General features: G+C 49.7%; 23 protein-coding genes. 11 read left to right on the top strand and 12 right to left on the bottom strand.

Features of this window, described 5'->3' with window-relative positions; genetic code table 11:
- Positions 1–2: 2 nt before the first annotated feature.
- Positions 3–446 (top strand): acyl-CoA thioesterase, encoded by a 444-nt coding sequence (locus ACO0LF_RS21610; protein ID WP_423017764.1) that lies wholly within the window; start codon positions 3–5, stop codon positions 444–446.
- Positions 443–877, top strand: a complete 435-nt coding sequence (locus ACO0LF_RS21605) for a GNAT family N-acetyltransferase (RefSeq protein WP_423017762.1) — start codon at positions 443–445, stop codon at positions 875–877. The genes ACO0LF_RS21610 and ACO0LF_RS21605 overlap by 4 nt, the downstream gene beginning before the upstream one ends.
- Positions 878–940: 63 nt before the next feature.
- On the opposite strand, the gene ACO0LF_RS21600 is transcribed toward ACO0LF_RS21605, so the two are convergent.
- A complete protein-coding gene (locus ACO0LF_RS21600) occupies positions 941–1,273 on the bottom strand; it encodes an Mpo1-like protein (protein ID WP_423017760.1) in 333 nt (110 codons plus the stop codon).
- 445 nt (positions 1,274–1,718) lie between these two features.
- Between ACO0LF_RS21600 and ACO0LF_RS21595 the strand changes: the two genes are divergently transcribed.
- Genes ACO0LF_RS21595 through ACO0LF_RS21580 form a run of 4 tightly spaced genes read left to right on the top strand, consistent with a single transcriptional unit; the run spans position 1,719 to position 6,388 of the window.
- Complete coding sequence (locus ACO0LF_RS21595) at positions 1,719–3,464, top strand: methyl-accepting chemotaxis protein (RefSeq protein WP_423017758.1); 1,746 nt, start codon at positions 1,719–1,721, stop codon at positions 3,462–3,464.
- A 57-nt stretch (positions 3,465–3,521) separates the two neighbouring features.
- Positions 3,522–4,241 carry an adenylyl-sulfate kinase gene (cysC, locus tag ACO0LF_RS21590; RefSeq protein WP_423017756.1) on the top strand — a complete coding sequence of 240 codons (720 nt, stop codon included), beginning with the start codon at positions 3,522–3,524 and terminating at the stop codon, positions 4,239–4,241.
- Between the two features lie 10 nt (positions 4,242–4,251).
- Positions 4,252–5,262 carry a hypothetical protein gene (locus ACO0LF_RS21585; protein WP_423017754.1) on the top strand — a complete coding sequence of 337 codons (1,011 nt, stop codon included), beginning with the start codon at positions 4,252–4,254 and terminating at the stop codon, positions 5,260–5,262.
- Positions 5,263–5,317: 55 nt separating this feature from the next.
- Positions 5,318–6,388 carry a sulfotransferase family protein gene (locus tag ACO0LF_RS21580; RefSeq protein WP_423017752.1) on the top strand — a complete coding sequence of 357 codons (1,071 nt, stop codon included), beginning with the start codon at positions 5,318–5,320 and terminating at the stop codon, positions 6,386–6,388.
- A 10-nt stretch (positions 6,389–6,398) separates the two neighbouring features.
- Here ACO0LF_RS21580 and ACO0LF_RS21575 read toward each other — a convergent pair whose 3' ends face one another.
- From ACO0LF_RS21575 to ACO0LF_RS21565, 3 genes are read right to left on the bottom strand one after another with little or no spacing between them, the layout of a single operon-like run.
- Positions 6,399–7,016, bottom strand: coding sequence for a LysE family translocator (locus tag ACO0LF_RS21575; RefSeq protein ID WP_423017750.1), 618 nt, complete (start codon positions 7,014–7,016; stop codon positions 6,399–6,401).
- Positions 7,017–7,028: 12 nt separating this feature from the next.
- Positions 7,029–7,835 (bottom strand): alpha/beta fold hydrolase, encoded by an 807-nt coding sequence (locus tag ACO0LF_RS21570; protein WP_423017748.1) that lies wholly within the window; start codon positions 7,833–7,835, stop codon positions 7,029–7,031.
- 1 nt (position 7,836) lies between these two features.
- Positions 7,837–9,147, bottom strand: a complete 1,311-nt coding sequence (locus tag ACO0LF_RS21565) for an O-acetylhomoserine aminocarboxypropyltransferase (RefSeq protein ID WP_423017746.1) — start codon at positions 9,145–9,147, stop codon at positions 7,837–7,839.
- 177 nt (positions 9,148–9,324) lie between these two features.
- Between ACO0LF_RS21565 and ACO0LF_RS21560 the strand changes: the two genes are divergently transcribed.
- The 3 genes from ACO0LF_RS21560 (at position 9,325) to ACO0LF_RS21550 (ending at position 11,134) form a co-directional block, all read left to right on the top strand.
- Positions 9,325–9,774: a CBS domain-containing protein gene (locus ACO0LF_RS21560; RefSeq protein WP_162041529.1), complete on the top strand. Its 450-nt coding sequence runs from the start codon at positions 9,325–9,327 to the stop codon at positions 9,772–9,774.
- 94 nt (positions 9,775–9,868) lie between these two features.
- Positions 9,869–10,066, top strand: coding sequence for a hypothetical protein (locus tag ACO0LF_RS21555; RefSeq protein ID WP_423017744.1), 198 nt, complete (start codon positions 9,869–9,871; stop codon positions 10,064–10,066).
- 75 nt (positions 10,067–10,141) lie between these two features.
- Positions 10,142–11,134 (top strand): NAD(P)/FAD-dependent oxidoreductase, encoded by a 993-nt coding sequence (locus ACO0LF_RS21550; protein WP_423004584.1) that lies wholly within the window; start codon positions 10,142–10,144, stop codon positions 11,132–11,134.
- Here the strand turns inward: ACO0LF_RS21550 and ACO0LF_RS21545 are convergent, their stop codons facing one another.
- From ACO0LF_RS21545 to ACO0LF_RS21520, 6 genes are all read right to left on the bottom strand, one after another.
- On the bottom strand, positions 11,135–11,608 hold the full coding sequence (locus ACO0LF_RS21545) for a cupin domain-containing protein (protein WP_423017742.1): 474 nt from the start codon (positions 11,606–11,608) through the stop codon (positions 11,135–11,137).
- A 133-nt stretch (positions 11,609–11,741) separates the two neighbouring features.
- Positions 11,742–13,529: an ABC transporter ATP-binding protein gene (locus ACO0LF_RS21540; protein WP_423017740.1), complete on the bottom strand. Its 1,788-nt coding sequence runs from the start codon at positions 13,527–13,529 to the stop codon at positions 11,742–11,744.
- 90 nt (positions 13,530–13,619) lie between these two features.
- A complete protein-coding gene (gene lysS, locus ACO0LF_RS21535) occupies positions 13,620–15,155 on the bottom strand; it encodes a lysine--tRNA ligase (RefSeq protein ID WP_423017738.1) in 1,536 nt (511 codons plus the stop codon).
- 88 nt (positions 15,156–15,243) lie between these two features.
- Positions 15,244–16,348, bottom strand: a protein-coding gene (gene prfB, locus ACO0LF_RS21530) for a peptide chain release factor 2 (protein ID WP_186945403.1) whose coding sequence is annotated in 2 segments (ribosomal slippage) — positions 15,244–16,266 and positions 16,268–16,348 — 1,104 coding nt in all. Because the reading frame shifts where the segments join, the coding sequence is not laid out codon by codon here.
- Between the two features lie 179 nt (positions 16,349–16,527).
- Entirely contained in the window at positions 16,528–16,809 is a 282-nt protein-coding gene (locus ACO0LF_RS21525; protein ID WP_423017736.1) for a hypothetical protein, read from the bottom strand.
- A gap of 189 nt (positions 16,810–16,998) precedes the next feature.
- Positions 16,999–19,338: a YgiQ family radical SAM protein gene (locus ACO0LF_RS21520; RefSeq protein WP_423017734.1), complete on the bottom strand. Its 2,340-nt coding sequence runs from the start codon at positions 19,336–19,338 to the stop codon at positions 16,999–17,001.
- 278 nt (positions 19,339–19,616) lie between these two features.
- Between ACO0LF_RS21520 and dcd the strand changes: the two genes are divergently transcribed.
- The gene (gene dcd, locus ACO0LF_RS21515; protein WP_186945400.1) at positions 19,617–20,183 is read left to right on the top strand and encodes a dCTP deaminase; all 567 of its coding nucleotides are present in this window, start codon (positions 19,617–19,619) and stop codon (positions 20,181–20,183) included.
- A gap of 12 nt (positions 20,184–20,195) precedes the next feature.
- Entirely contained in the window at positions 20,196–21,116 is a 921-nt protein-coding gene (locus ACO0LF_RS21510) for a glutaminase (protein ID WP_423017732.1), read from the top strand.
- 76 nt (positions 21,117–21,192) lie between these two features.
- Here ACO0LF_RS21510 and ACO0LF_RS21505 read toward each other — a convergent pair whose 3' ends face one another.
- Together ACO0LF_RS21505 and ACO0LF_RS21500 are read right to left on the bottom strand one after the other, a co-directional pair.
- Entirely contained in the window at positions 21,193–22,644 is a 1,452-nt protein-coding gene (locus tag ACO0LF_RS21505; protein WP_423017730.1) for a DUF1501 domain-containing protein, read from the bottom strand.
- Positions 22,645–22,656: 12 nt separating this feature from the next.
- The gene (locus ACO0LF_RS21500; RefSeq protein WP_423017728.1) at positions 22,657–25,146 is read right to left on the bottom strand and encodes a DUF1800 family protein; all 2,490 of its coding nucleotides are present in this window, start codon (positions 25,144–25,146) and stop codon (positions 22,657–22,659) included.
- Positions 25,147–25,179 lie beyond the last annotated feature (33 nt).

Raw genomic sequence — 25,179 nt, 5'->3', positions numbered from 1 at the left:
TTATGGCCAAAGCAGATTTTGCTTTCTTTCACCGCTTGCGAGTGCGCTGGTCAGAGGTTGATATGCAAGCCATAGTCTTTAATGGGAACTACCTCAATTATTTTGATGTGGCGTTTACCGAATACTGGCGCGCCACTGGTTTGCCGAATGTGATTGCTCAGGCAACCGAAGGCAAGGAGTTGTTTGCCCGCAAATCGGCGATAGAATATATGGCACCAGCCAGGTTTGATGATGAACTGGATATCGGTGTGCGTTGTGCCAGCATAGGTAGGTCTTCCTTGCAGTTCATCCTCGAAATTTATCTTGGTGAAGAGCATTTGATATCTGGTGAACTTGTGTATGTCTATGCTGATACAGAAAAACGCAAGGCTGTTGCCGTCACCGATGCTTGGCGTGCGATAATTTCAGCCTTTGAAACGCATTTACCTGCTGATACCCGAACATGAATACTGAAAATCTCCGCCTGGTCATTGCTGACTGGGCCACGCTGCAAAAAGATGCCCAGGCAATACGCTATGATGTTTTTGTCATTGAGCAAAAAATTCCAGCCGAACTGGAGTGGGATGCTGCTGATGCACTATGCCTGCATGCAGTTGCTTATGATGGCGATGGCAAGGCCGTGGGCACCGGCCGCCTTTTGCCAGATGCACATATTGGCCGCATGGCTGTACTGGCAACGGCGCGTGGTCTGGGTGTAGGTGCAAAGATTTTACGTGCTCTGATGCAAGAGGCGCAGGCGAGGGGCGAGGTAGCCGTGCGTTTGAATGCGCAACAGTCGGCAGAGAATTTCTATCTTAAAGAAGGTTATACCCGTGATGGTGAGATTTTTGAAGAAGCTGGTATTCCCCATGTCAGCATGATCTATCACTTTGCCTGATTTGTTGTAAACACGGCCAGCCCTATGCCTGGGCTGTGTCTTAATTTGCGTGTGTGCAGGCCTTTAAGCTTTGCGCGCTTTATTTTGCTGAGAAAAACTGATTTTTCCGCTCAGTAATTGCCAGTACATGACCCAGTCCCCCATGAAAGAAAACAAAGGCTGCTTGAACGAGGCGGGGCGGTTCTTTTCAAACACAAAATGGCCTAGCCAGGCAAAGCCATAGCCGCAGATAGGTGCGGCGAGCAAATAAGCAAGCTGGCCTGTGAAGATGAACGTCGCCATGCACAGGATAACCAGACTGCTTCCCAGGAAATGCAATTGCCTGCAAGTCTTGTTGCCATGTTCGCTCAGATAAAAAACATAAAATGCTGAAAAATCATTGTATTTCTCTGCCATGTTTGTCTCCATCCGATTTCTATCTCTGTCATTGAACAAATAGTTTTATTTTTGCCATATTAGGTCATGTGCTGGGTCTTGTGCCGGTAAATTTTGAAATCTTCAAATGATTTATCAAAATATCTGTAGAAGGGACAGATCCTGCAAGAAATAGTGATAATTTACAATATTGACATTGTAAAAATAGCTACTATTATTCAAGTTGATATACATTAAATAAATAACTATATGTGATTTTTGCTACTGATTACAGTTTGGTGATAGTTATATTTAATGAGATAAGTATTTGATATTAAAAGCTTTATTCAAAAGACACAATCTTTAATAATTTCCTTGTGGCATTAAAATCTGTGTGGCAATATGAGTTTGTCGAACAAACTTATGCAAGCCCTGATTATTCAAACCACGTCAAAAATCTTATAACTGACAATGTTTTGGGGGAATCATGAACATCGAGAATTCGAAAGTCTCAACCCGTCTTATCACTGGTTTTGGCCTGGTTTTGGGTTTGTTGCTAGTTGTCCTCCTATTGGGGACTACCTATATGGCGAAGATGCATGAACGTCTGGAAGAAATTGCCAACGTCAATAATGTGCAGTCCAAACTCGCTTCCACCATGTATTTGACAGTGACTGAACGAGCACTGGCTTTACGCAATCTCATCCTCTTGTCTGACGAAGCTGAAATCCAGATTGAAGTAAAAAGGATAGCGGCGCAAACAAAAAAATATACTGAAGCCGAAGACAAGCTGACGCAAATGCTCAAAGCGGACCCAAATGCTTCAGCTGAACAAATTGCCTTGCTGGGAAGAATCCGGGATCAGGCCAGATTGGCTGAGCCATTTATCGCCAAAGGGGCAGATCTGGGTGTACAGAAAAAAGGGGATGAAGCGTATAAATTACTACGTTTCGAATTCCGACCTGTGCAAAAGAAATGGTGGGATTTGCTGAACGAATTTATCTCTGATGAAGATAAACAAAATGCCGAAGCAATTATCCAGGCCGAACAAGACTATGTCAGCGCAAAAAAACTCATGTTTATGTTTGGTGCTGCCGCCCTATTTGTAGGCGTGCTGGCAGCCTGGCTCATCGTTAAGAGTTTGCTGAAACAGCTAGGCGGCGAACCACGCTATGCCGTGCAAATTGCGGAAAGAATTGCAGCAGGTGATTTGTCTGTTCCTATCCGTTTGGCTGAAAAAGACACACATAGTCTGATGCATGCCATGGATGAAATGCAAAAAGGTCTGGCAAGCATCGTTGGTATGGTACGTTCCGGCACAGATACGATTGCTACTGCATCAAGACAAATTGCTTCAGGTAACATGGATTTATCTTCACGTACTGAGGCACAGGCAGGCTCTCTGGAAGAAACTGCTTCATCCATGGAAGAGTTGACTTCTACCGTCAAGCAAAATGCAGATAGTGCCAGGCAAGCCAATGTGCTGGCCAAATCCGCTTCTGATGTGGCTGTCAAAGGCGGCACTGTGGTTTCTGAAGTTGTTCAGACCATGGGTTCCATCAATACTTCTTCACGCAAAATTGTCGATATTATTGGCGTCATTGATGGCATTGCTTTCCAAACCAATATACTTGCACTGAATGCTGCAGTTGAGGCTGCTCGCGCTGGTGAACAAGGCCGGGGTTTTGCAGTAGTGGCGACGGAAGTCAGAAACCTGGCGCAACGCTCTGCCGAAGCAGCGCGTGAGATCAAGCACTTGATCGATGATTCGGTGACCAAGGTAGATATTGGTGCAAAACTGGTTGATCAGGCGGGTGTCACCATGGATGAAATCGTGGTGAGCATCAAGAAGGTTACCAATATCATGAGTGAAATCATGTTGGCCAGCCAGGAGCAGACTGCAGGCATAGAGCAGATCAATGAAGCCATCGTACAGATGGATGATGTCACTCAGCAAAATGCTGCCCTGGTGGAAGAAGCCGCAGCCGCAGCCGCGGCACTTCAAAACCAGGCAGATGACTTGTCTGAGCTGGTGAGCACCTTCCAGATCGCTACAGAAAAATTTGCAGAACCCAACTGGCGCGAACCAGCAATGCTTGATAAAAAAATTGTCCCGCTGATAAAGAAAGTCACGGCACAGGATAAAAATAAAGCCCCCGTAAAACAGATCAGGCGGGTGGCAAATGCCAGCAATAATCCTCAGCCCGGCAATGCTGATTGGGAAGAGTTTTAATGAGTTAAATTCGCAAAATCAATTTTTTGATACCAGCAGTAAAATCAGGAGCGTCGTATGCAAGCGAGCACGAGCATATTGGAAAAGCAGCCTCAAGTCGAGCAAGCCCAGGCCGAGCAACCCGCAGTCAGGGTAGAGCGCAGAACACAATTTGGACGTTTTGTGCAAAATCCACATACGAGTGGGGTGGATATCAAATGGCATTATGGCGTCGTCAATTCCAATGCGCGGGAACGCTTGATGCGGCAAAGCCCAGCCACGATGTGGTTGACGGGTTTAAGTGGCGCAGGCAAGTCTACCTTGGCCTATGCCCTTGAAAAGATTTTATTGGAACGCGGCCATTGCTGTTTTGTCGTGGATGGCGACAATTTACGCCATCATTTAAATAGTGATCTTGGTTTCTCTGCTAATGACAGGCGCGAAAATATACGCCGGGCGGCCGAGGTTGCCCACCTCATGAATGAAGCGGGGATAATCGCCATTACCGCTTTTATTTCGCCATTCAGGGACGACAGAGCGATGGCAAAAGAGATCATAGGCGAAGAGCGTTTTGTTGAAGTGCATGTGAGCACGCCCGGCGTGACCTGTGAAAGGCGTGACCCCAAAGGCCTGTATGCGAAAGCACGCAGGGGTGAAATACCTGAATTCACCGGTGTTTCAGCACCTTATGAGATGCCATTGGACCCTGACCTGGAAATCAATTCCGAGCAACATACCATAGAGGAAGCCGCAGAGAAACTGTATAAACACCTGATAGGATTATGCTATATCAAATAGCGAAAATATCATGTCAGCAGAGATCAATAATGTAGTGCAAGCCTATGATGTGTTCAATGGCGACGCTGATGGTATTTGCGCCTTGCATCAACTTAGATTGGCAGATCCGCGCAAAGCAGTTCTGGTGACCGGTGCCAAACGGGATATTGATTTGCTAGGCCGTTTTGCCTCCCGACAGGGGGATAAATTGACTGTCCTGGATATCTCACTGGACAGCAATATTGTAGCTCTGCGCAAACACCTTGCCGCGGGTGCAGAGATTATTTATTTCGATCATCACAATGCCGCGCAAGCCTTTGAGCATGTGCATCTGAACTTGCATTGCGATATGGCAGCGGATGTATGTAGCAGTATCTTGGTTAATCGCTATTTAAACGGCCAATACTGGCAATGGGCAGTAGTGGCAGCGTATGGCGATAACTTGCCTGAAGTCGCAAGTACTATGGGCATGCAAGCTGGCCTGAACGGAATACAGTGCAAGCAATTGCAAGAACTGGGCACTTTGCTCAACTACAACGCCTACGGTGAATCAGTGGATGACTTGCATTTTCATCCTGCGGCCTTGTATCAGGCTGTACATGACTATGTCGATCCCTTTGATTTTTTGAATAGTGCCGCACAATTTGTAGTACTGCATAATGCCTATGCCAGTGATATGGCTTTCATGCAGGGTTTGCGCGCCTACCGTCAAAGTGAATTAACGTCCATTTATATCTTGCCTGCCCAGGCATGGGCCAGGCGCATCTCAGGCATTCTGGCAAATCAATTAACGCAAGAGCAGCCAGGAAAATCCTTTGCAGTGCTGACCGCAAAGCCAGATGGCAGTTATGTTGTCAGTGTGCGTTCCGGTGATGCAGATAATTGCCCGGCAAGTCAATTTTGCACTGCATTTTCTACTGGTGGTGGGAGGCGCGGTGCTGGTGGCATTAATAATTTGGCAGCAACTGAAGTGGATCATTTTGTGCAAGCTTTTATAGCTTATTTTGAGAAAATGGAAAAACCGCAATTCAGCCTGTCATGACCTGACAGGTCAGGCGGTCTTCCAGATTCATACCTTCAAGCATGGGGAGAGCATCATGGCAGAATCCGATAGTGTGACCAGCGTACAAAAAGTGGCTGCCAGGAATAAACGACCGACTCCCGTGCTGATGATACCCCTGCGCCGCTGCGGTAGCCATGCCCTGCGTTTGCGTTTAAATAATAGCAAGGAATTCTATTCACCCTATCCCTTGCATATCGTAGACTTCATGCCTCTGGTACCACGCTATGGCGATCTGAATGATGATGAATCTTATTTCAGACTGGTCGTCGATGTCGTAGGCTTGCAGGCAGCCAGCATGGTGAAGTGGAAGGGTATGGTGTTTGATCCTGTGGATGTGTTTGAATCCATCAAGAACGATCAACGCAGCGTGCACAGGATATTGTGGGAGTTACTGTTACGCACGGGCGAACATCATCATGCCAGCATCGTCATGGATAAATCGCTCGATAGCGTGCACTATGCTGAAGAGCTTTTGCAGTTATTTCCGAATATGCTGTTCCTGAATGTAGTCAGAGACCCCAGGGCGCAGGTTGCCTCAATGAACAAGGCCATTATTCATGATTATGATTCCACACTGAACGCCATGGCCTGGCTGGAGGCGCATCAGTTATCGCGCGACATCATCAATCGCCATCCGGACAGGGTGCTGACCATACGCTATGAAGATTTCCTGAGTAACCAGGAAACCGTGCTGAGGGCGATTTGTGACTTCTTTGGCATGCAGTTCTTGCCCGAGATGCTGGATGTCACTCATTCCAGCGAAGCGCAGCAAATTTCCCAGATGTCGGCATTGTGGGCAAGCAACCGTTTCCCGCCTGTTATGGCGAACAAGGACAAGTTCAAGCAGCAACTGAGCATGCAGGAAATTGAAGTCATAGAAAGCCTGACCAAGGAATTCATGCAATTGTATGGTTATGAAATGATGACCGATGCCAGTCTGGAATTGAGCCCCGAAGTGCTGGCAGCGGCCAAGGACAAATCCAGCAAGGGCAGGGTAGAAGCCTGGGACAGCCTGAAGCATGACAATTACAAGGATTATGTCTTGCGTCGCTTCAGGGCAGATTACCTCGCTGGCCTGAACCAGCGCCTGCCCACACATGCTTAGAGGCTGATTGCTATACTAATGCAACCATGATGCCGGCGCCTGTCACCAGTGTGCCGGCTATTCTTTCAGTGATCACCGCATATCTTTCCTGTGTCGCCCAGTGACTGGCTTTGCTGGCCAGCATGCCATATCCCAGCAGGATAAAAAATTCAGGAATGATAGAGCCGGCTGCCAGTATCAGCATCTGCACGCCTACTGGTTCCTTGGGGTCTATGAATTGCGGCAGTATCGCCACAAACATCAACAGGGTTTTAGGGTTCATCAATTGCAACATCAGTGCGCTGCTGAATATCTTCCTGCCACTGAGTGCTACGCCATCCAGCTTGGAAATCGTCAACGGTGAGGGTTTGCCGAAGATGGCTGACAATCCAAGATAGACCAGGTAAGCCGCCCCCAGGTATTTGATCGCCATAAATACTTTGGGCGAGGCCAGTATCAGCGAACCTATACCAGTTGCCGATACTGCAAAGTAAATCGCATTACCCGTCAAGATACCCAGCGTGACAAACAGAGATGTACGCCACCCTCTTGCTATGCCATAGGCAACCACCATCATCACTGCAGGACCGGGTGACAGTGACAAGGCTGCTTCGGTTGCCGTAAACAAGGCCCAGCTTTCCAGATTCATTGCCATCGCTGCTTATACCTTCACAAAATCATGGATGGCTGTCAGAACCTGGCCAGCTTGTTCAGACATCAGTGAATGGCCGCAATTGTCTATGATCTTTTGCTGGCTATTCACGATGGCTTTGCTCAACGCTAAGCCAGCTTTTGCTGGTGTCATCATGTCTTTTTTTGCTAGTATGAACAGGCTGGGGCAGCTCACTGATTGCGCGGCCGCTTCTCCATTGACATACGCATTGCACGCAGCAAAGTCTGTGTAAAAAACCTTATCAGGATTGATGGCAGAAATACGCTGCATGAGGCGCTGGCTGACTCCCATGACATAAAACCCTGGTCCAGGACAGGATGGTTTGTGTGCGATGGAGGTATGTGACCAGATATTCACCATGTCGATTGCTGCCTGCTCTTCATCACGGGCGGCATTGAGCAGGGTGTCTGATACTTTCATGGGATAGGCTGTACCAACCATGATGAGTTTGCTGATACGTGAGTTCGCTTTGAAGCAAGTCTCCAGTGCGATCAGTGAGCCCATGCTATGTCCGATCAGCGTGGCTTGCGCTATGCCTGCTATATCCAGCAAAGCCAGCAGCCAGTCTGCCATTTGTTCTACGCTGCTCAGCGCCTGGCCTTTGCTACGGCCATGGCCGGGCAAATCGACTGCCAGTACGTTGAAGCCGTGATGCGCCAGATAGCGGGTCTGCAAACCCCAGACCGAGTGATCGTTTTGTGCGCCGTGGATGAATACGAGTGTGGGCAGGGCAGGGTTGTAGGGCTTGCCACCGGTATAGCAATAGGCTGCATGGCCATAGACTTCAAATAACATCTCAGGCTCCTTTCTGTGCAGCTTTGAGGCCACGTGACAAGTCTTCGATCAGGTCCTCGATATTTTCCAGACCTATGGATAAGCGCATGGTTCCCTCGCTAATCCCAGATGCCAGCAATTGCTCCGCAGGCACGCGGAAATGGGTGGTCGAAGCAGGATGTATGGCTAAGGACTTGGCATCGCCGACATTGGCCAGATGCGAAAAGATATTGAGAGATTCAATAAAGCGTTGCCCGGCTGCGCGGTTACCCTTGATGTTGAATGAAAATACTGCACCGCAACCTTTGGGTAGCAGTGTCTTTGCCAGCTCATAATCAGGATGATTTTCCAGTTCAGGATAAGAGACTGACTCGACCGCTGGATGCGATACCAAAAATTCGACCACTTTGCGGGTGTTTGCCACATGCCTGTCCATACGCATACCCAGGGTTTCTATGCCTTGCAAGATAGTGAAGGCATTGTGCGGGCTCATACAGGCACCAAAGTCACGCAGGCCTTCTCGTCTGGCCCTGAGTGAAAATGCCGCAACAGTTGATTCTTCGCTAAATACCATGCCTTGGAAGCCATCATAAGGCTCGCAGAGTTCGGCAAAGTGCCCGGTCTTTTCATAGGCTGCCTGCCAGTCAAACGTGCCGCCATCAACCAGTAAACCGCCTATGGCAGTGCCATGGCCGCACAGGAACTTGGTCGCTGAATGAAAGACCAGGTCAGCACCATGATCAAATGGTTTTAGCAGATAGGGGGTAGTGAAGGTCGAATCCAGCATTAACGGTAAATGATGCTCATGCGCAATTTCTGCAACTGCGGGGATGTTCAATACATCCAGTCCCGGGTTACCCAGGGTTTCCGCAAACAAAACTTTGGTGTTTGGTCTTATGGCAGCGCGCCAGGCATCCAGATCGCGAGGATCAACAAAGCTGGTTTCTATACCAAAACGCTTCATGGTATAGGCCAGCAAATTTTGCGAGCCACCGTACAAAGCACGCGAAGCGACGACGTGGGAACCAGCTCCGGCTATGGTGGTCAGACCCAGATGCATGGCAGCTTGCCCGCTGGCAACGGCGATGCCTGCCACGCCGCCCTCAAGTGCGGCAATTCTTTCTTCCAGTACAGCATTGGTGGGGTTGGATATGCGCGAATAAATGTGGCCCGCTCTTTCCATATTGAAGAGCGACGCGGCATGATCTGAATCCTTGAACACAAAAGAGGATGTCAGGTAAATAGGGGTGGCACGTGCACCTGTGGCTGGATCAGGCACAGCGCCAGCATGCAGGGACAGGGTGTCAAAGCCGTGGTATTTAGGGCCGCTCATTGGTGAGAGTCTCCATATTGTGAGGCAGCAATGCTACCATCGCTGATGCTGATGGTGCAAAGGACAGACGAAATGCAGGTGAATTAATGAATAAAATATTTTACATGCTGGATTTTTTGCAAGGCTTGCGATACATTGCAAAGAAGGTTCATATAAATGTATAAGAGGAGGGACATCATGAAAGTTTCAGAGATACTTCAAGTGAAGGGCAACATCCTTTTCACGATCACACCTGATATCCCTATTACCGAAGCCGTCAGCGTCATGGAAGAGAAAGATATCGGTTCTCTGGTCGTGATGGAATATGGCGACCTGGTTGGCATACTGACTTTCCGTGAAGTCATACGCGCGATCCATAAAAACCAGGGCTCACTTGGTAATGGTACGGTGCGCAAATACATGGATGACCATCCACTCACCGTGACGCCGGAAACCGAAGTCAATGAAGTGCGCCGCATGATGCTGGAAAAACATTCCCGTTATCTGCCTGTCATGGATGCAAAGACCTTGCTGGGCGTGATCTCGTTCTATGACGTGGCCAGAGCCGTGCTGGAAGCGCAAAGCTTTGAAAACAAGATGTTGAAAGCCTATATCCGTGACTGGCCAGTTGAAGAAAACGAGCAGTGATCCTCAGTCTCAATACCACTGACTGAAGTGATTGAGGTAATGAACGAGGTAATGGATTAAATACAGTACGTTGATCTCTATTTCAGGATAGCGAATGAAACCAGATAGTTGTGTAGCAAAGCCAGACTTATACGGCTCCCGCTGTATGAAGGCCATGCCGCGCGAACTGGATTCCAGTGCTTGCAGGATGTTGCGTCTGGTCAGGGGTAGTGTTCCTGATTGCACTGCACGCCGCGCCAGCCTGCATGGCCGCGAAAACGCTGTTCCTAAAGTAGATATCGATATGCACTAAACCAAATCGACGCCCGCAAGCTTGTATAGCGGGCGTTTTTTATTGTCTGTTTGGACGCTAGATAAGGGAAATAATATGCATATCGCTGTTGTTGGTGCCGGATTAGCAGGTTTGACAGTTGCGCGTCAATTGCAGGCGCAAGGTCATCATGTCACTGTGTATGAAAAAAGCATGGGCGTCAGTGGCCGCATGAGTACCAGACATACGGAATTAGGTGGTTTTGATCACGGCGCGCAATATTTCACTGCCAGCTCAGACCGCTTCAAAAAAGAAATTGCAGACTGGAAAAAATTTGGCTGGGTAGTTCCCTGGACTGCCAAGCTGGCTACGCTGGAAGCTGGTAACAGCAAACCGGCAGGGCGCAGTGCGACGCGATATATTGCCGTACCTGGTATGAGCTCCCTGGGTAAGCAGCTTGCCCATGGTCTTGATGTGCGTGCAGAGCAACAGGTAACTGCGCTTGAGGCGCATGGCAAGCAGTGGCTCCTGTCCATCCGTTCAGCAACGGTGCCAATAGCTGCGACTGCTGGTCCATTTGATGCAGTGATACTGGCGGTACCTGCAGACCAGGCTGAGCCTTTGTTGAGTGTTGCACCCGCGCTGGCCAAACAGGCCAGGCAGGCACACCTGGCACCATGCTGGACACTGATGCTGGGTTTCCAGACTTCGCTGGACCTGGCTTATGACGGTGCCTGGGTTAACAATTCCCGTCTTGGCTGGATTGCGCATGACGATGCCAAACCTTTGCATAGAGCCGGTGAGCGCTGGGTTTGTCACGCAACCCAGGCATGGAGTATTGAGCATCTCGAAGATGATGATGAGAGGGTCAAAGAAAAATTGACCAAGGCTTTCCACGAAGCTACGGGCTCATGGATACAACCTATCCATGCCGTGGTACACCGCTGGCGTTATGCTGAAGCAGTAAAGCCAGTGGATTCTGATTTCTTATGGAATGGCAAGCAGGGAATAGGTGTCTGTGGCGACTGGTTTGCGGCGGGCCTTGAAGGTGCTGGCAAGGTGGAAAATGCCTTTCTCAGTGCGCTGGCACTGGCAAAGGCAATATCCTGATCAGTTAAGTATGCTGGCCAGCCCGCGTGCGGGTTTGCCAGCATCATGCAGGGTCCAGGCCTTGCGTATGCCTTTGGGGACATGCCACAAGGCTGTCGTGCCAGCGCGAAATAATGCGGTTTCACCTGGTTTCAGGGAAAACTTCTTGCCCTGATACTCAATGTCCACACCACCATCGAGCACATAAATGGTTTCATCGAACTGATACTGCCATTCAAAGGTGGATGGACCATCACATTCAAAAATACCTGAACTGGTCTTGCCATCATGTGACTTAAAGAATTCGGTCGCCCTGAAATTCGGCGTGCCTTCCTTGATCCAGCTGGGATCAACTTCAAAAGGTTTGACGGGCGAATGCAAGGCTGCTGTGCTGGCAGGCTGTACTTGCGTCACATAGGCTATGGCTTGATAAGACGTTACGCCCAGCAAGGTAAGTAAAGTTGCTGCCAGGCCTATCGTTAGTGATTTTTTCATGCTTTATACTCTCCATGTTATAAGAGTAACACTGAGCTTACATACACGATGAAAAACAAAGTTAAATGACACGCAACTATTCGGCAGCACATGCTTGCTATAGCTTAGCATGTGGTAGTTGTGTTAATAAAGATTATACATGAGTCCGCTCACCAGTTTGCAAGCGCCACAAGGCGGCATAGCCAGCATTGAGAGCCAGCAACTCGTCATGTGTGCCGCTCTCTATAATCTTGCCAGCTTCCAGCAAATGTATGCAATCTGCCTGACGGACGGTGGATAGACGGTGCGCAATGACTATCGTGGTGCGGTTGCGGCTGACGACATCCAGGCTGCGCTGGATTGCTGCTTCAGTTTCATTGTCGACGGCGCTGGTGGCTTCATCCAATATCAGTATCGGCGGATTTTTTAAGATTGCCCTGGCCAATGCCAGGCGCTGACGCTGGCCGCCAGAGAGCTTTTGCCCGCGTTCGCCGATACGGGTGGCAAAGCCCAATGGCAGTTTGGTAATGAATTCCATGGCTTCTGCCGCCTGCGCTGCATCCCTGATCGCGACTTCATCAGCATCTTGCATGCCATAGGCAATATTGTCCGCTATCGTGCCATCGGTCAGAAAGCTGTCTTGCGCAACATAGCCTATGCAGCGACGCAGGTCTTGCAGATTGATGTCATTGATCTCTATGCCATCCAGTGTGATTTTTCCAGCTTGCGCAGAATAGAAACGCAAAAGCAGTTTCACCAGGGTCGATTTGCCGGAGCCAGTAGAACCAACAAAGGCCACAGTCTTGCCCGCAGGTATATGCAAGCTGATTTGCTGCAAGGTCTTTTGGTCTCCGTAAGCAAAATCGACTTGATTGAAGTACAAATCACCTTTGACCTGTGCTGGTGCAATATGTTTGCCCTCGTAAGGGATATTGATTTTGGTATCCAGCAAGCCCATGGCACGGTCTATGGCGGACATCGAACGCTGATACATATCCGCCACTTCAGCCAGGCCTGTCATAGGCCATAGCAGGCGTTGCGTCAGGTAGACCAGTACCGAATAAGCACCAACTGCGAGTTGACCTTGCAAGGTCAACCAGCCGCCGTACACCAGGGTAGCGGTAAAGCCAGCCAGAATCGCCATGCGGATGACGGGGGTGATGGCGGAGCTGATGGCAATCGCCTGGCTGTTTGCCTGACGATAGGCATTGCTGGCTTCTGCGATGTGATTTTTCTCAAAGCTTTCTGTGGCAAAAGCCTTGATCGTGGCCAGGCCCAGCAAATTATTATTCAAGCGAGCACTGACATCGCCAGCAGCTTCACGTACTTCAGAATAACGTGGTGCCAGGCGTTTTTGAAACCAGAAAGCGCCTATTAATATCAATGGTACTGGCAGTAAAGAGATCACGGCCAGCGATGGCTGTAAGGCGAAAAAGACGGCGCTGACCATGATAGAAGAGCAGATGACCTGGATGATCTGGTTTGCACCGCCATTCAGAAAACGTTCCATCTGGTTGATATCTTCATTCAGGATGGACATCAGATTACCAGTGCGCTGGTTTTCAAAATAAGCCATCTCCAGTTTTTGCACATGATCATAGGTATCCAGGCGCAAATCATGTTGCAGGTTTTGCGCCAGCTTGCGCCATTTGATGGACAGCAGATATTCAAACCAGGATTCGCCACCCCAGATCAATACATTCACAGCACCAAGCAACATCAGCTGATGCCAGGTGTCTGTAATACCAAAACTACCGAGTACCCGCTTTGCCAAAAAACTCTTGTCGCCATTGATAACGATGTCAACCGCGACGCCAATCAAGACTTCCGGCAAAACATCAAAGAATTTATTTAATATGGAATAAATAGTCGCCAGACGAAAATCACTGCGATAGGCCTTGGCATACTGGAATAGTTTCTTAAGTGGATGAACAGGTGACATGGGTAAATGTAAAAGAGGGATGCGATATAAAGCAAAAGGGACTGTAAATTTTACAGTCCCTTCGTTATTTATGCTTGACTATGTCAATTATTAATCTTCCCTGCGCAAATGCGGGAACAAAATCACATCACGGATGTTAGGCGAATCTGTAATCAACATCATCAAACGGTCTATGCCTATGCCGCAGCCGCCAGTCGGTGGCAGGCCATATTCCAGGGCGCGGATATAATCAGCGTCGTAGTACATGGCTTCTTCATCGCCAGCATCTTTTGCTGCGACCTGTGCCTGGAAGCGCGCTGCCTGGTCTTCTGCATCATTCAATTCCGAGAAGCCATTGGCGATTTCACGGCCTGTCATGAACAGCTCGAAACGCTCAGTGATGCCTGCAACGGTGTCGGATGCACGTGCCAGTGGCGAGACTTCGACCGGATAATCGATGATATAGGTCGGATCCCACAATTGTGCTTCTGCCGTTTCTTCAAACAAAGCCAGTTGCAATGCACCCAGACCAGCTGTAGCAAAAGGTTTGACGCCAAATTTCACCAATTCTTTTTTGATGAATTCAGCATCATTTAATTGCTCGTCAGTGTAACCCGGCGCATATTTATTGATGGCGCCAACGATGGTCAGACGCTGGAAAGGCTTGCTCAAATCCAGTTCGCGACCCTGGTAAGTCAATACGGCTGTGCCATGCGCATCTTCAGCGGCTTTGCGTATGACTTGTTCAGTAAAGTCCATGAGCCATTTGTAATCGACATAGGCTGCATAGAATTCCATCATCGTGAATTCTGGATTGTGGCGTGGTGATACACCTTCATTGCGGAAGTTGCGGTTCACTTCAAACACGCGGTCAAAACCACCAACCACCAGGCGCTTCAGATACAGTTCAGGCGCGATACGCAGATACATTTGCATGTCCAGCGCATTGTGGTGGGTGATGAAAGGCTTGGCTGCTGCGCCGCCAGGTATCACGTGCAGCATCGGTGTTTCCACTTCCATGAAATCATTGCTGTTCATGAATGTACGGATAGAGTTCATGGCGGCGGTGCGCGCCTTGAAAGTGCGGCGTGTGTCTTCGCTCATGATGAGGTCGACATAACGCTGGCGGTATTTGGTTTCCTGATTGGCCAGGCCGTGGAATTTGTCAGGCAAAGGGCGCAGAGACTTGGTCAGCATGCGCAAGGTGGTGACCTTGACTGTCAACTCATCCGTTTTGGTTTTGAACAGGACGCCTTCTATGCCCAGGATATCGCCCAGGTCATAATGACGGAAGGCTTCCATCTCAGCTTCGCCGGTTTTGTCTGTGGTGACGTACAACTGTATGCGGCCATCAGCTTTGAGGCCGGATGCATCTTGCAAGGTCGCGAATGCAGCTTTTTTGCCGGCTTCACGTTTCAACATCATACGACCAGCGACACTGACTTCAACACTCAGTGCCTCCAGTTCTTCGCGGCTCATTGAGCCGTATTTCTCTGCCAGTTCCGCAGCCTTGTGTTGTGGGCGGAAGTCATTGGGAAAAGCGACGCCTTTAGCGCGAATAGCATCGAGTTTGGCGCGACGTTCGGCGATGATGGAATTTTCATCAACAGGCAATTCACCTGCTGTCGTGTTATTGATATCAGACATAATTTTCCCTAAGGGAGGGCAGGCATCGGGCCTGCGGGTTTTGATTCTTTAAGGCTGCGCAGGCGGTCGCCTGCGCACGGTATTAAACTTAAACGCCTTGCTTTAAGGATGCCGCGATGAATTCATCCAGGTCACCATCCAGAATTGCCTTGGTGTTGCCAGATTCAAAATTCGTGCGTAAATCCTTAATGCGGGATTGATCCAGTACATAGGAGCGGATCTGGTGACCCCAGCCTACGTCGGTCTTGGAATCTTCCAGATTTTGCTTTTCACTCATGCGCTTGCGCAGTTCGAGTTCAAACAGCTTGGCCTTCAACATTTCCCAGGCTTCAGCACGGTTCCTGTGCTGGCTGCGGTCATTCTGACATTGCACGACGATGCCCGAAGGGCCGTGCGTCAAACGAACAGCGGAATCGGTTTTATTAATATGCTGACCACCAGCACCCGAGGCGCGGTAAGTATCGGTACGTACATCCGCTGGGTTAATGTCGATCTCGAACGAGTCATCTACTTCAGGGTAGACAAACAGGCTGGAGAAAGAAGTATGGCGACCATTGTTGGAATCGAATGGTGACTTGCGTACCAGACGGTGTACGCCAGTTTCTGTACGCAGGAAGCCATAGGCGTATTCGCCTTCGACTTTCAAAGTGGCAGTCTTGATACCAGCGATGTCGCCGTCAGACTGTTCCATGATTTCGACTTTGAAACCCTTGCGTTCGCAATACCGCAGATATTGACGCAATAGCATTGACGCCCAATCCTGCGCCTCAGTACCGCCAGCACCAGCCTGGATGTCGATAAAGCAGTTATTCGGGTCCATGGGGTTGTTGAACATGCGACGGAATTCCATGCCTTCAACCAGTTCACGCAAGCCTTGTGCGTCAACTTCTATGGCTTCCAGGGTATCGTCGTCATTTTCTTCGCGCGCCATGGCGAACAGATCATTCGCATCGCGCAGGCCGCTATCCGCTTTGACTAGCGTGTTGACGACGTTTTCCAGGGATTTTTTTTCTTTGCCTAGTTCCTGGGCGCGTTTGGGATCATTCCAGACGGCAGGGTCTTCTAGTTCGGCGTTGACTTGTTCCAGTTTCTCTGACTTGATATCGAAGTCAAAGATACCTCCGAAGTTCGGCTTCGCGGACGGTCAGATCGGCGAGCAGGGCAGACAGGCTATTGAGGCGTTCAGCTTCCATGATTTTATACTTTTCTAATGCAATCAAACCTTGCATTATACCTTGCTGTGACGCGCTTGCTGTAGCGCACTTGATATAAATTGCTCACTTGGATATGCTTAAATGATAATAAACCCTGGAAGATTTGCCTGGGTTTATTGATCACTTGCCAAAGTTGGCATTGAATATGGTGCGCGCCTTTACCAGACTGAGTTGGTGATGGTGGGTTTCGATTCTCTGTGGCTTTCCATCCACTTTGCCAGGTGAGTTTTGAAGCAGGATGGGCAAATATGGTACTGCGTTTGAGTAGACTGGCCACCGTGGGGGAAAGATTCTTCCTCTTCCAGTTGCAGGGTAGTGATGGATTTTTCGTGTTCTTTGCTTGCCCAGTTTTCATCCCATTTTGATTCTGCGCCACACACATCACAGGTGAGCTTGTCGAAAACCTCTTCAGTATGCTCAAGTATTAATACTGTTTTCATGTGTTTCATACTTCCTCCCTGTAGTGTTGATAAGCTGGACTTGGTGGTAAGTGATGATTTGATTCTACATCAGTGGCAGGACATGAAAAGGGCAAGCGCAAAAAAAAGCTGTGTCGACCGATGCAGGGCTACACAGCTTTCATTTTTTCAAGATTATTGTTGCTTATTTCTAATCTTATTCCTAATTTCTTAACGTCTGCCAGTCTTGCTAGGTGCTGCTTTGGGTTTGGCCGACTTGTATGCCAGTCCAGGCCGCGCCGGACTTGTGGATGCAGGTTTGCCTGGTGTTGTTTTTGCACTTGCAGCAGCACGTGCATATGACTTTTTGCCAAAAGTATCAATTTTTGGTGCCGCTACCCGTTTGCCATTGGCGACGCCACTTTCATCGATGGTAATCGCGATATGTGGCTGGCGCAGTGGGATCAAGTGCCTTGGCCCGCTACCTATCAAGTCGCGCCTGCCCATGCGTACCAGGGCTTCATGGATGATTTCCCAGTTTTCCGGAGCGTGATAGCGCAACAGTGCCTTGTGTAGCTTGCGTATCTTGCCTGAGCGAGCCGTCTCTACCACTTCAGAATCAGCCGTGACTTTCTTGAGCGGATTCTTGCGGGTATGGTACATGGTGGTTGCCAGCGCCATGGGTGTGGGCATGAAGGTTTGCACCTGATCGAGCTTGAAATCATTTTTCTTGAGCCAGACAGCCAGGTTGACCATGTCTTCATCGGTAGAGCCTGGATGGGCCGCGATGAAGTAAGGGATCAGGTATTGTTCCTTGCCAGCTTCTTTCGAATACTTTTGGAACATCGCCTTGAACTCATCATAGCTGCCTATGCCGGGCTTCATCATTTTGGATAAAGTGTCAGCCTCAGTATGCTCAGGCGCGATCTTCAGCAAGCCGCCCACGTGATGGGTGACCAGTTCTTTTACATACTCTGGTGAGCGTACTGCCAGGTCATAGCGCAGGCCGGAGCTGACCAGTATTTTCTTGATGCCAGGAAGTGCGCGTGCCTTACGATAAATCGAAATCAGCTTGCTATGATCGGTACCCAGGTTTGAGCATATGCTTGGGTAGACGCAAGACAGGCGGCGACAGGATTCTTCTATCTTCTTGTCTTTGCAGGCCAGGCGGTACATGTTGGCTGTAGGGCCACCCAGATCAGAGATAGTGCCGGTAAAGCCTTTGACCTTGTCGCGTATTTCTTCTATCTCGCGCAAAATTGAAGGTTCAGAGCGGCTTTGTATGATGCGACCTTCATGCTCGGTAATCGAGCAGAAAGTACAGCCACCAAAGCAGCCGCGCATGATATTGACCGAGAAACGTATCATTTCCCAGGCTGGTATGCGTGCTTTGCCGTAGGCTGGATGCGGTGCACGTGCATAGGCGCGGTCGTATACGCCATCCATTTCGTCCATAGCCAGCGGCAGCGGTGGCGGGTTCAACCAGACGTCACGATCACCATGACCTTGCACCAATGCCTTGGCATTGCCGGGGTTGGCTTCCAGATGGAATACGCGCGAGGCATGGGCATACAGAACAGCATCTCCCTTGACTTCATCAAAGGAAGGCAGGCGTATCACGGATTTGTGTTGCTTGTTGCGTAGCATGAGCTGGCGTTCTTCACGGCTCATAATGCGTATGGCTTGTAACTGCACAACGTCGGCCTTGGTTTCGACTTTGACTTCAGGCTTGGCTTCAGCAGAGATTGCGGTGGTCGCAGGTGCATCACCCGTGGCGCATTTGGCTTCTTTCTCTGGCACCATGGCATATGGATCGGTATGCGCTTCTATCTTGCCCGGCGTATCAATTTTGACAGAGTTGATTTCTGTCCATTCTTCATCTGGCAGCCAGCCTTTTGGTGTCATGAAGGCAGTGCCGCGCAGATCGCGGATATCCTTGATGGCTTCGCCCTGTGCCAGTCTATGCGTCAGATCAATCAATGCGCGTTCGGCGTTGCCAAACAAGAGTATGTCGGCCTTGGAATCTGGCAGGACGGAGCGTCTTACCTTGTCAGACCAATAATCATAATGGGCAATACGGCGCAGACTGGCTTCTATACTGCCTGCGACGACATTGGCGTCCGGGTAAGCTTCACGGGCGCGCTGGGCATAAACCACCAGGGCACGGTCAGGGCGCTTGGTGCGGTCGCCATCTGGCGTATAGGCATCTTCAGAGCGTATCTTGCGGTCAGCAGTGTAACGGTTCACCATGGAATCCATATTGCCTGCAGTGACGCCAAAATACAGATTTGGTTTGCCCAGTGCACGGAATGCGTCGGCAGATTGCCAGTCTGGCTGGCTGATGATGCCAACACGGAAACCGTGATGTTCCAACAGGCGGCCTATCAGAGCCATGCCAAAGCTGGGGTGGTCGATATAAGCATCGCCGGTGACAAGAATAACGTCGCAACTATCCCAGCCCAGCACATCCATTTCGGCGCGTGACATGGGGAGAAAAGCGGCAGTATTTTTTCCGCCAACTTCTGGGCGGAAACGAGGGAAAGAGAATAGATTTTTAGGCTGAGCGTTCATTGGCGGAATTGTACCGGAAAGCTGCTGGTTTTGCGCGATGACGAGGAAATTCTTCTGAAAAATCAAAAGCTTGCATGAAAATGATATGGTTTTTTAATTAATGATTTTCGATTTTGGATAGCAGACCTGACAGGGCAGTAAAATGCTTGATGCCTGCCATGAGTGCTCGCACACAGAAATTTCCTCGAATTTGTTTGCACTTTCAAGAGCTATTTCCATATTAGATATAGCTGTTTTCGCGTAAAATCGCGCCAATATTAATTTGGCAGGAGAAGCATATGAGTATCAAATCAGACAAGTGGATACGCCGCATGGCAGAGCAAACCGGCATGATAGAGCCGTTTGAGCCTGGTCAGGTGCGTGAGCGTGATGGTAATCGCATCGTCAGCTACGGCACTTCTTCTTATGGTTACGATATACGTTGCGCCGACGAATTCAAGATTTTTACTAATATCAATAGCACCATCGTTGACCCAAAAAATTTCGATGAAAAATCCTTTGTTGATTTCAAGGGCGATGTTTGCATTATTCCTCCAAACTCATTTGCGCTGGCACGCACGATGGAGTATTTTCGCATTCCACGTAGTGTATTGACAATATGCCTGGGTAAATCCACATATGCGCGTTGCGGCATTATCGTCAATGTCACGCCGTTTGAGCCTGAATGGGAAGGTTATGTGACGCTGGAATTTTCTAACACCACACCGTTGCCAGCCAAGATTTATGCAGGTGAAGGTTGTGCCCAGGTATTATTCTTTGAGAGTGATGAAGTTTGCGAAACATCCTACAAAGACCGCGGCGGCAAATATCAGGGCCAGGTTGGCGTGACTCTTCCAAAGACTTGAATTTAACAAACGATGCAGCCGGATTACGCAGCCATACTTCAGACAATTTTTGCAGAAGTCCAGCCTTTATTGGCACAAGGGAAAGTGGCTTCCTATATCCCTGAGTTATCCAAAGTGTCAGCCCAGCATTTTGGTATGGCTGTGTATTGTCTGGATGGCAGCACTTACAACATAGGTGACAGCCAGCAAAAGTTCTCACTGCAAAGCGTCACCAAATTGTTCGCCCTGGCGCTGGCATTTTCCCGTGAAGGCGATGCAATTTGGGAGCGGGTAGGGCGTGAACCGTCTGGTAACCCTTTCAATTCCCTGGTGCAGCTGGAATATGAACGTGGCAAGCCGCGCAATCCTTTTATCAACGCAGGTGCGCTGGTCATTGCGGATATTTTGTCGGCGCGCTTTGTACAGTCGGATATTGCAGTCCAGCAGTTTGCCCGAACTATTTCTGGCGAACCTGCTATCGATTTTGATATGGCAGTTGCCCAGTCTGAGCGCCAGACTGCGCACCGCAATTATGCCATCGCTCATTTGATGAAAGATTTTGGCAATTTGCATAACCCAGTCAAAACCGTCATCGACAGTTATTGCAGACAATGCTCATTGACCATGACTTGTGCTGAATTGGCCAAGGCAGGCAGTTTTCTCGCCAATCATGGCTCCATACCCTGGAGCGGGCAACAAATTCTGGATGCCAGTTCATCCAAACGCTTGAATGCACTGATGCTGACTTGCGGCACTTATGATGCGGCAGGCGATTTTGCATATCGCGTGGGTTTGCCAGCCAAGAGCGGGGTGGGCGGCGGTATTTTAGCCTTGGTACCAGGCGAGCTGGCTGTGGCTGTATGGTCGCCGGGCCTGGATGCAACCGGCAATTCGCTGGCGGGTACTTATGCGCTGGAACGTTTCACGACGCTGACCGCCAGATCGATATTTTGATTGCCTGGTGTGGGCACTGTCTGTCCGGTTTTCAAGACCGGACAGCAGTCGCCATTACAGCAGTTGCAATCACTAATCAGGCAAGAAATCCCAAATTGCGATTGGAAAAATTAGTGATATTTGGGAAGATATCATTAATTTGTGTCGTGCTAAGTCCAAACCAGTTGGCCAGGGTAGCGCCATACTGATCAACCGAAATCTGCGGCAGCAGGCTGCCCGAACCTACATCCAGGCTGTGCTTCAGGCCTGTGACTGGGAATTCACCATAAATATTATTGCCCTTGACTGCACCACCAACGATGAAATGGTGCGATCCCCAGCCATGGTCCGTGCCATCGCCGTTGCTGGTAAAGGTGCGGCCAAAATCAGAGGCAGTGAACAGGGTCACTTGCTTGCGCAGGTCGCTGCCCTGTAAATTGCCAAGTACGCCATCGAAATAACTGATGGCATGCGCCAGTCTTGCCATCAGGTCGGCATGATTGGTGCGTTGAAAATCATGGGTGTCAAATCCGCTCAGGCTGACAAAGAATACTTGTCGTTGTGCGCCCAGGGTGCTGCGTCCAGCAATAATTCTCGCCACAGTTTGCAATTGTGAAGCCAGGGCATTGTTAGCAAGATTGCCTGTATTGGGATTGGTGTACTGAGTAGGATTGGGCACGCCATTGCCACCAGCCGCAGCCATAGCCGGGCTGAGCAAGGTTTGTGCATTGATGGAACGATTGGTGACTGCAGCATGCTCTTTCTGGAACAAATTGGCGCTATCTGCAGAAATGATATTTTTCAGGGGATTGCCAGCAGCACTGGAGCCAAACAAGCTGCCGCTCAAGCTATTGATGGGCACTGCACCAGAGGCACTGACCTGGTATTGATTGACAGAGCGGCCAGCCAGAAACACGGCATTGCCCGATGCTGATATCGCCGTAAATACCGGATAAGCATTGGTTGATGCCAGCATGTCACCCATACGACCACCCCAGCCATAGGTGGCTCCTTCAGGTGCATACGCTTGCCATAAGGATTGCTGGTCATTATGCGAAAACAGTTTTGGTGGCAAGGGTACGCTGGCGGCTTTGTATTGTGCCAGTGTCGTAGGCACTATCAATGGGCCGACGTTGCTCAGTATGGCTGCGCGGCCATTATCAAACAAGGTTTTCAAAGGACCCAGTTGCGGATGCAGGGCAAAGCTGCGGCCTGCTTGTGTCGTGCTGGGGTTAATTGCGATGACGCCGCCGCTGCTACCTACTGGGGGCAAAGCAATCGAGCCAGCCTCATTGGTGGTGCGCACCGTGGTGTATTGACTCCAGGAGCCACTGTCTGTTGCCAGGATGGTATTGGCATGGTCATTGGCACCGTATAGAAACAGGCAGACCAGCGCCTTGTAGCCACCAGGCGAGGTTTGTGCAGCAGCAGACCCCATGGTTGCTAAATTAAGCGCAAATGGCAGACTGGCACTACCTGCGGCACCCGCAGCGCCCAAGGCGGTAGAGACACGCAAAAACTGGCGGCGTGAAGCGTTAACTTTAGTCATGATGTATCCCCTTCATTTTTGGACCAGGTATTCAGGTGAAGCCATAGTCAGGAAAATTGCCAGGTAAACACGATTCTTTTTCGCCGTATCTGCATTGGCTGCATTGTTGGTTGGGATGGCGACAGAATTCACTGCCGTCAAAATCTGGCTACGCAAGTTGCTGCTCATTTGATTGGCCATCAAGTTCAGGCTCAATTGATCCAGCAATAAATCCGGTGTTGCTGCCAGCGCGATCAGGCTGGTGTAATCGGCTTTGACATCGCGTGAGGAGCCTGTGCCATTTGGAATGACGTCGCGCATGAAGTTCAGATAACCAACTACCGAAGTCTCGCCAGTAATCTGCATTTCTGGTGATACCAGGCCAGCATTGGCAATACCTGAATTTGGCGGTACATAACCCGGGCGATAATAGTTGAATACGGAGGGTGAGCGCATCGGTGTTTCAGACAAGCCACTCAATGGATCATCCATACTAGTCATCAGGAAGCGACCGGATGTGGAGTTGACGTTAAATGCACGCATCCAGTTAGCCAATCTCAAGACAGGTTCCCTCAACTTGCCAGTATTGGCATAAGCCAAAGTGGTATCGGTGCGGGCTTCATTGTCCAGCAAAATGGCCTTGATGACGGCACGCATATCACCTCTGACACCTGAGCCATTATTATTGAAGGCAGCAGCCACTCTGGATATGTATTGCGGACTAGGATTGCTGGTGACCAGGCGTTGTATCAGTTGCTTGCCTATAAAGGGACCGACATTGGGGTGATTGAATAAGGTATCCAGCGCAATTTTCAAACTGGCCTCTGGATTGGCCGGTGATTGTGCAGGGATAGTCACACCCAGAAAGGTTTTAGCCGAGACAGAATGATATTTGGGATAACTTTGCATAGGCAACCAATCGCGGTTGGCATCAGCATTGCCGCCAAAAAAGCGCGTGTCACTCTTGTCCGGCCCAGCCCAGCTCCAGCCTGTAAATACTTTGGCAAGGCCGCCAATGTCCGAGCTGGTATAAGTCTCTACTGGTTTGCCGCCATTGATAACATTACTGCCATCCTGGTTCAGTTGATACAGACCTATGGTGAAAAGCTGCATGACTTCGCGCGCATAGTTTTCATCTGGTACCTGGGTTCCAGATTCCTTCTGATTGCGCAAGGAGGTCAGGTAAGTGCCCATCATGGGGTGCAGGCTGACGGCTTCAAGAAGGTTGCGGAAATTGCCAAAAGAGTTTGCTGCCAGCGTATCGTAATATCCTGCGACGCCGCGCGGATAGTTGGCGACATTACTATCCTGGAAGGAGACCACCATAATTTGAGACAGTGCAAAGGTGACACGCTGCCTTAACTGATCATCCCCTTTAATTGCTTGCTGCCAGTAAGACTCAAAGAAATTGTTTTGACTGAGATCTTTCAAACCGTTGATAAAGCCAGCAGCCTGGGCATCCATATAGCTGCGGTGCAATTTCTGTGGCATGGCAAATTGCTTGTCTATCCAGGCACTGTAGCTACTGCCGGTCAGGCTATTGATGTCGGCATTGTTAGCACCAAAACTGGCTTGCGCAAGGAAGCGGGATGCCTGTGCCGGAGTTGGTGCATTGCTGTTGGTTTGAAAACCCACCAAGGCTTGTATCAAACCGTTGGCGACACTGGTGTCTGTAGGCGTCACTGTAGAGGACAGTGCCATGCCTTTGGTAATGGAATCTGCACTGCTGAGATAAGTCAGGCCTTGCTGTATGGCGAAGTTCTTGGCGACACTGGTCCTGTTGTCCAGCAAACTACTTACCCAGCCATACACAGGGTCGCCTGCATAACCGTGTGCGGCAATGAGCATGGAGCGCACGACGATGTCACGGTTTACTGCGCCACTGGCGAGGTTGCTGGTCCAGTAATCCAGGCCAGGCTGATCGGGTGTACGGCTTAATACATTGCGATAAACATTGGTGACGAAATCGACATTGTTTGCATTGGGCGCATAGCCTGTCAATGCCGAGTCTTGTATGGCTGCAGTGTAGAAAGAATCACTGATCTTGTTGATAGGCATGCCATTTTTGAACTGGGTAATCCAGTATGCCAGTCCATTTGCATCCGGGATGCGATTGAAATAGGCAATGTATAGTTCGACAATGGCATTCAAGTCATTTGCAGAAATGCTGGAGGCCAGATCGGAAATTTGCAGATTAACAGAAACGTCCTTGAAAACCAGTTGCTGGACACCGGGGGGAATGCCAACGGCACCATCAGTTCCGACGTTGTCTTTGACTGAGTAACCGCTACTGTTCAGGCTGATTGTGTAGTTGGAGCGGCTGCCATTAAAATTGGCCACCGTGTTGTTTCCAGCTGGGGCCGGCGCAAACAATTGCTGCAGTGATGAAAGCGGCGCTGGTGCAGGCGCTGGCGTGCTTGCACCAGACGAGGCAGTCTTTTGGTCGCCACCGCAGGAGCTTAGGGCGAAAACAGCGATAACGATCAAGCAACGCTTGAATGTGGTAAGCCTGATTGTTGGCATGGTAACTCCTATTGTCCATTCCCAGAAAATTTC

The sequence above is a fragment of the Undibacterium sp. Di27W genome, from assembly GCF_049340345.1.
In the GTDB taxonomy this organism is placed as follows: Bacteria; Pseudomonadota; Gammaproteobacteria; order Burkholderiales; family Burkholderiaceae_D; genus Undibacterium.
This window is presented reverse-complemented; position numbering and strand designations above follow the sequence as displayed.

Bases quoted from the DNA above. Each gene is read 5' to 3' on its own strand.
- ACO0LF_RS21565 (WP_423017746.1), bottom strand. From the start codon at position 9,147: ATGAGCGGCCCTAAATACCACGGCTTTGACACCCTGTCCCTGCATGCT.
- ACO0LF_RS21545 (WP_423017742.1), bottom strand. From the start codon at position 11,608: ATGAAAAAATCACTAACGATAGGCCTGGCAGCAACTTTACTTACCTTG.
- ACO0LF_RS21500 (WP_423017728.1), bottom strand. From the start codon at position 25,146: ATGCCAACAATCAGGCTTACCACATTCAAGCGTTGCTTGATCGTTATC.
- ACO0LF_RS21585 (WP_423017754.1), top strand. From the start codon at position 4,252: ATGTCAGCAGAGATCAATAATGTAGTGCAAGCCTATGATGTGTTCAAT.
- lysS (WP_423017738.1), bottom strand. From the start codon at position 15,155: ATGTCTGATATCAATAACACGACAGCAGGTGAATTGCCTGTTGATGAA.
- ACO0LF_RS21605 (WP_423017762.1), top strand. From the start codon at position 443: ATGAATACTGAAAATCTCCGCCTGGTCATTGCTGACTGGGCCACGCTG.
- ACO0LF_RS21510 (WP_423017732.1), top strand. From the start codon at position 20,196: ATGCAGCCGGATTACGCAGCCATACTTCAGACAATTTTTGCAGAAGTC.
- ACO0LF_RS21610 (WP_423017764.1), top strand. From the start codon at position 3: ATGGCCAAAGCAGATTTTGCTTTCTTTCACCGCTTGCGAGTGCGCTGG.
- ACO0LF_RS21600 (WP_423017760.1), bottom strand. From the start codon at position 1,273: ATGGCAGAGAAATACAATGATTTTTCAGCATTTTATGTTTTTTATCTG.
- ACO0LF_RS21525 (WP_423017736.1), bottom strand. From the start codon at position 16,809: ATGAAAACAGTATTAATACTTGAGCATACTGAAGAGGTTTTCGACAAG.
- ACO0LF_RS21540 (WP_423017740.1), bottom strand. From the start codon at position 13,529: ATGTCACCTGTTCATCCACTTAAGAAACTATTCCAGTATGCCAAGGCC.
- dcd (WP_186945400.1), top strand. From the start codon at position 19,617: ATGAGTATCAAATCAGACAAGTGGATACGCCGCATGGCAGAGCAAACC.
- ACO0LF_RS21550 (WP_423004584.1), top strand. From the start codon at position 10,142: ATGCATATCGCTGTTGTTGGTGCCGGATTAGCAGGTTTGACAGTTGCG.
- ACO0LF_RS21560 (WP_162041529.1), top strand. From the start codon at position 9,325: ATGAAAGTTTCAGAGATACTTCAAGTGAAGGGCAACATCCTTTTCACG.
- ACO0LF_RS21575 (WP_423017750.1), bottom strand. From the start codon at position 7,016: ATGAATCTGGAAAGCTGGGCCTTGTTTACGGCAACCGAAGCAGCCTTG.
- ACO0LF_RS21505 (WP_423017730.1), bottom strand. From the start codon at position 22,644: ATGACTAAAGTTAACGCTTCACGCCGCCAGTTTTTGCGTGTCTCTACC.
- ACO0LF_RS21570 (WP_423017748.1), bottom strand. From the start codon at position 7,835: ATGTTATTTGAAGTCTATGGCCATGCAGCCTATTGCTATACCGGTGGC.
- ACO0LF_RS21595 (WP_423017758.1), top strand. From the start codon at position 1,719: ATGAACATCGAGAATTCGAAAGTCTCAACCCGTCTTATCACTGGTTTT.
- cysC (WP_423017756.1), top strand. From the start codon at position 3,522: ATGCAAGCGAGCACGAGCATATTGGAAAAGCAGCCTCAAGTCGAGCAA.
- ACO0LF_RS21520 (WP_423017734.1), bottom strand. From the start codon at position 19,338: ATGAACGCTCAGCCTAAAAATCTATTCTCTTTCCCTCGTTTCCGCCCA.
- ACO0LF_RS21555 (WP_423017744.1), top strand. From the start codon at position 9,869: ATGAAACCAGATAGTTGTGTAGCAAAGCCAGACTTATACGGCTCCCGC.
- ACO0LF_RS21580 (WP_423017752.1), top strand. From the start codon at position 5,318: ATGGCAGAATCCGATAGTGTGACCAGCGTACAAAAAGTGGCTGCCAGG.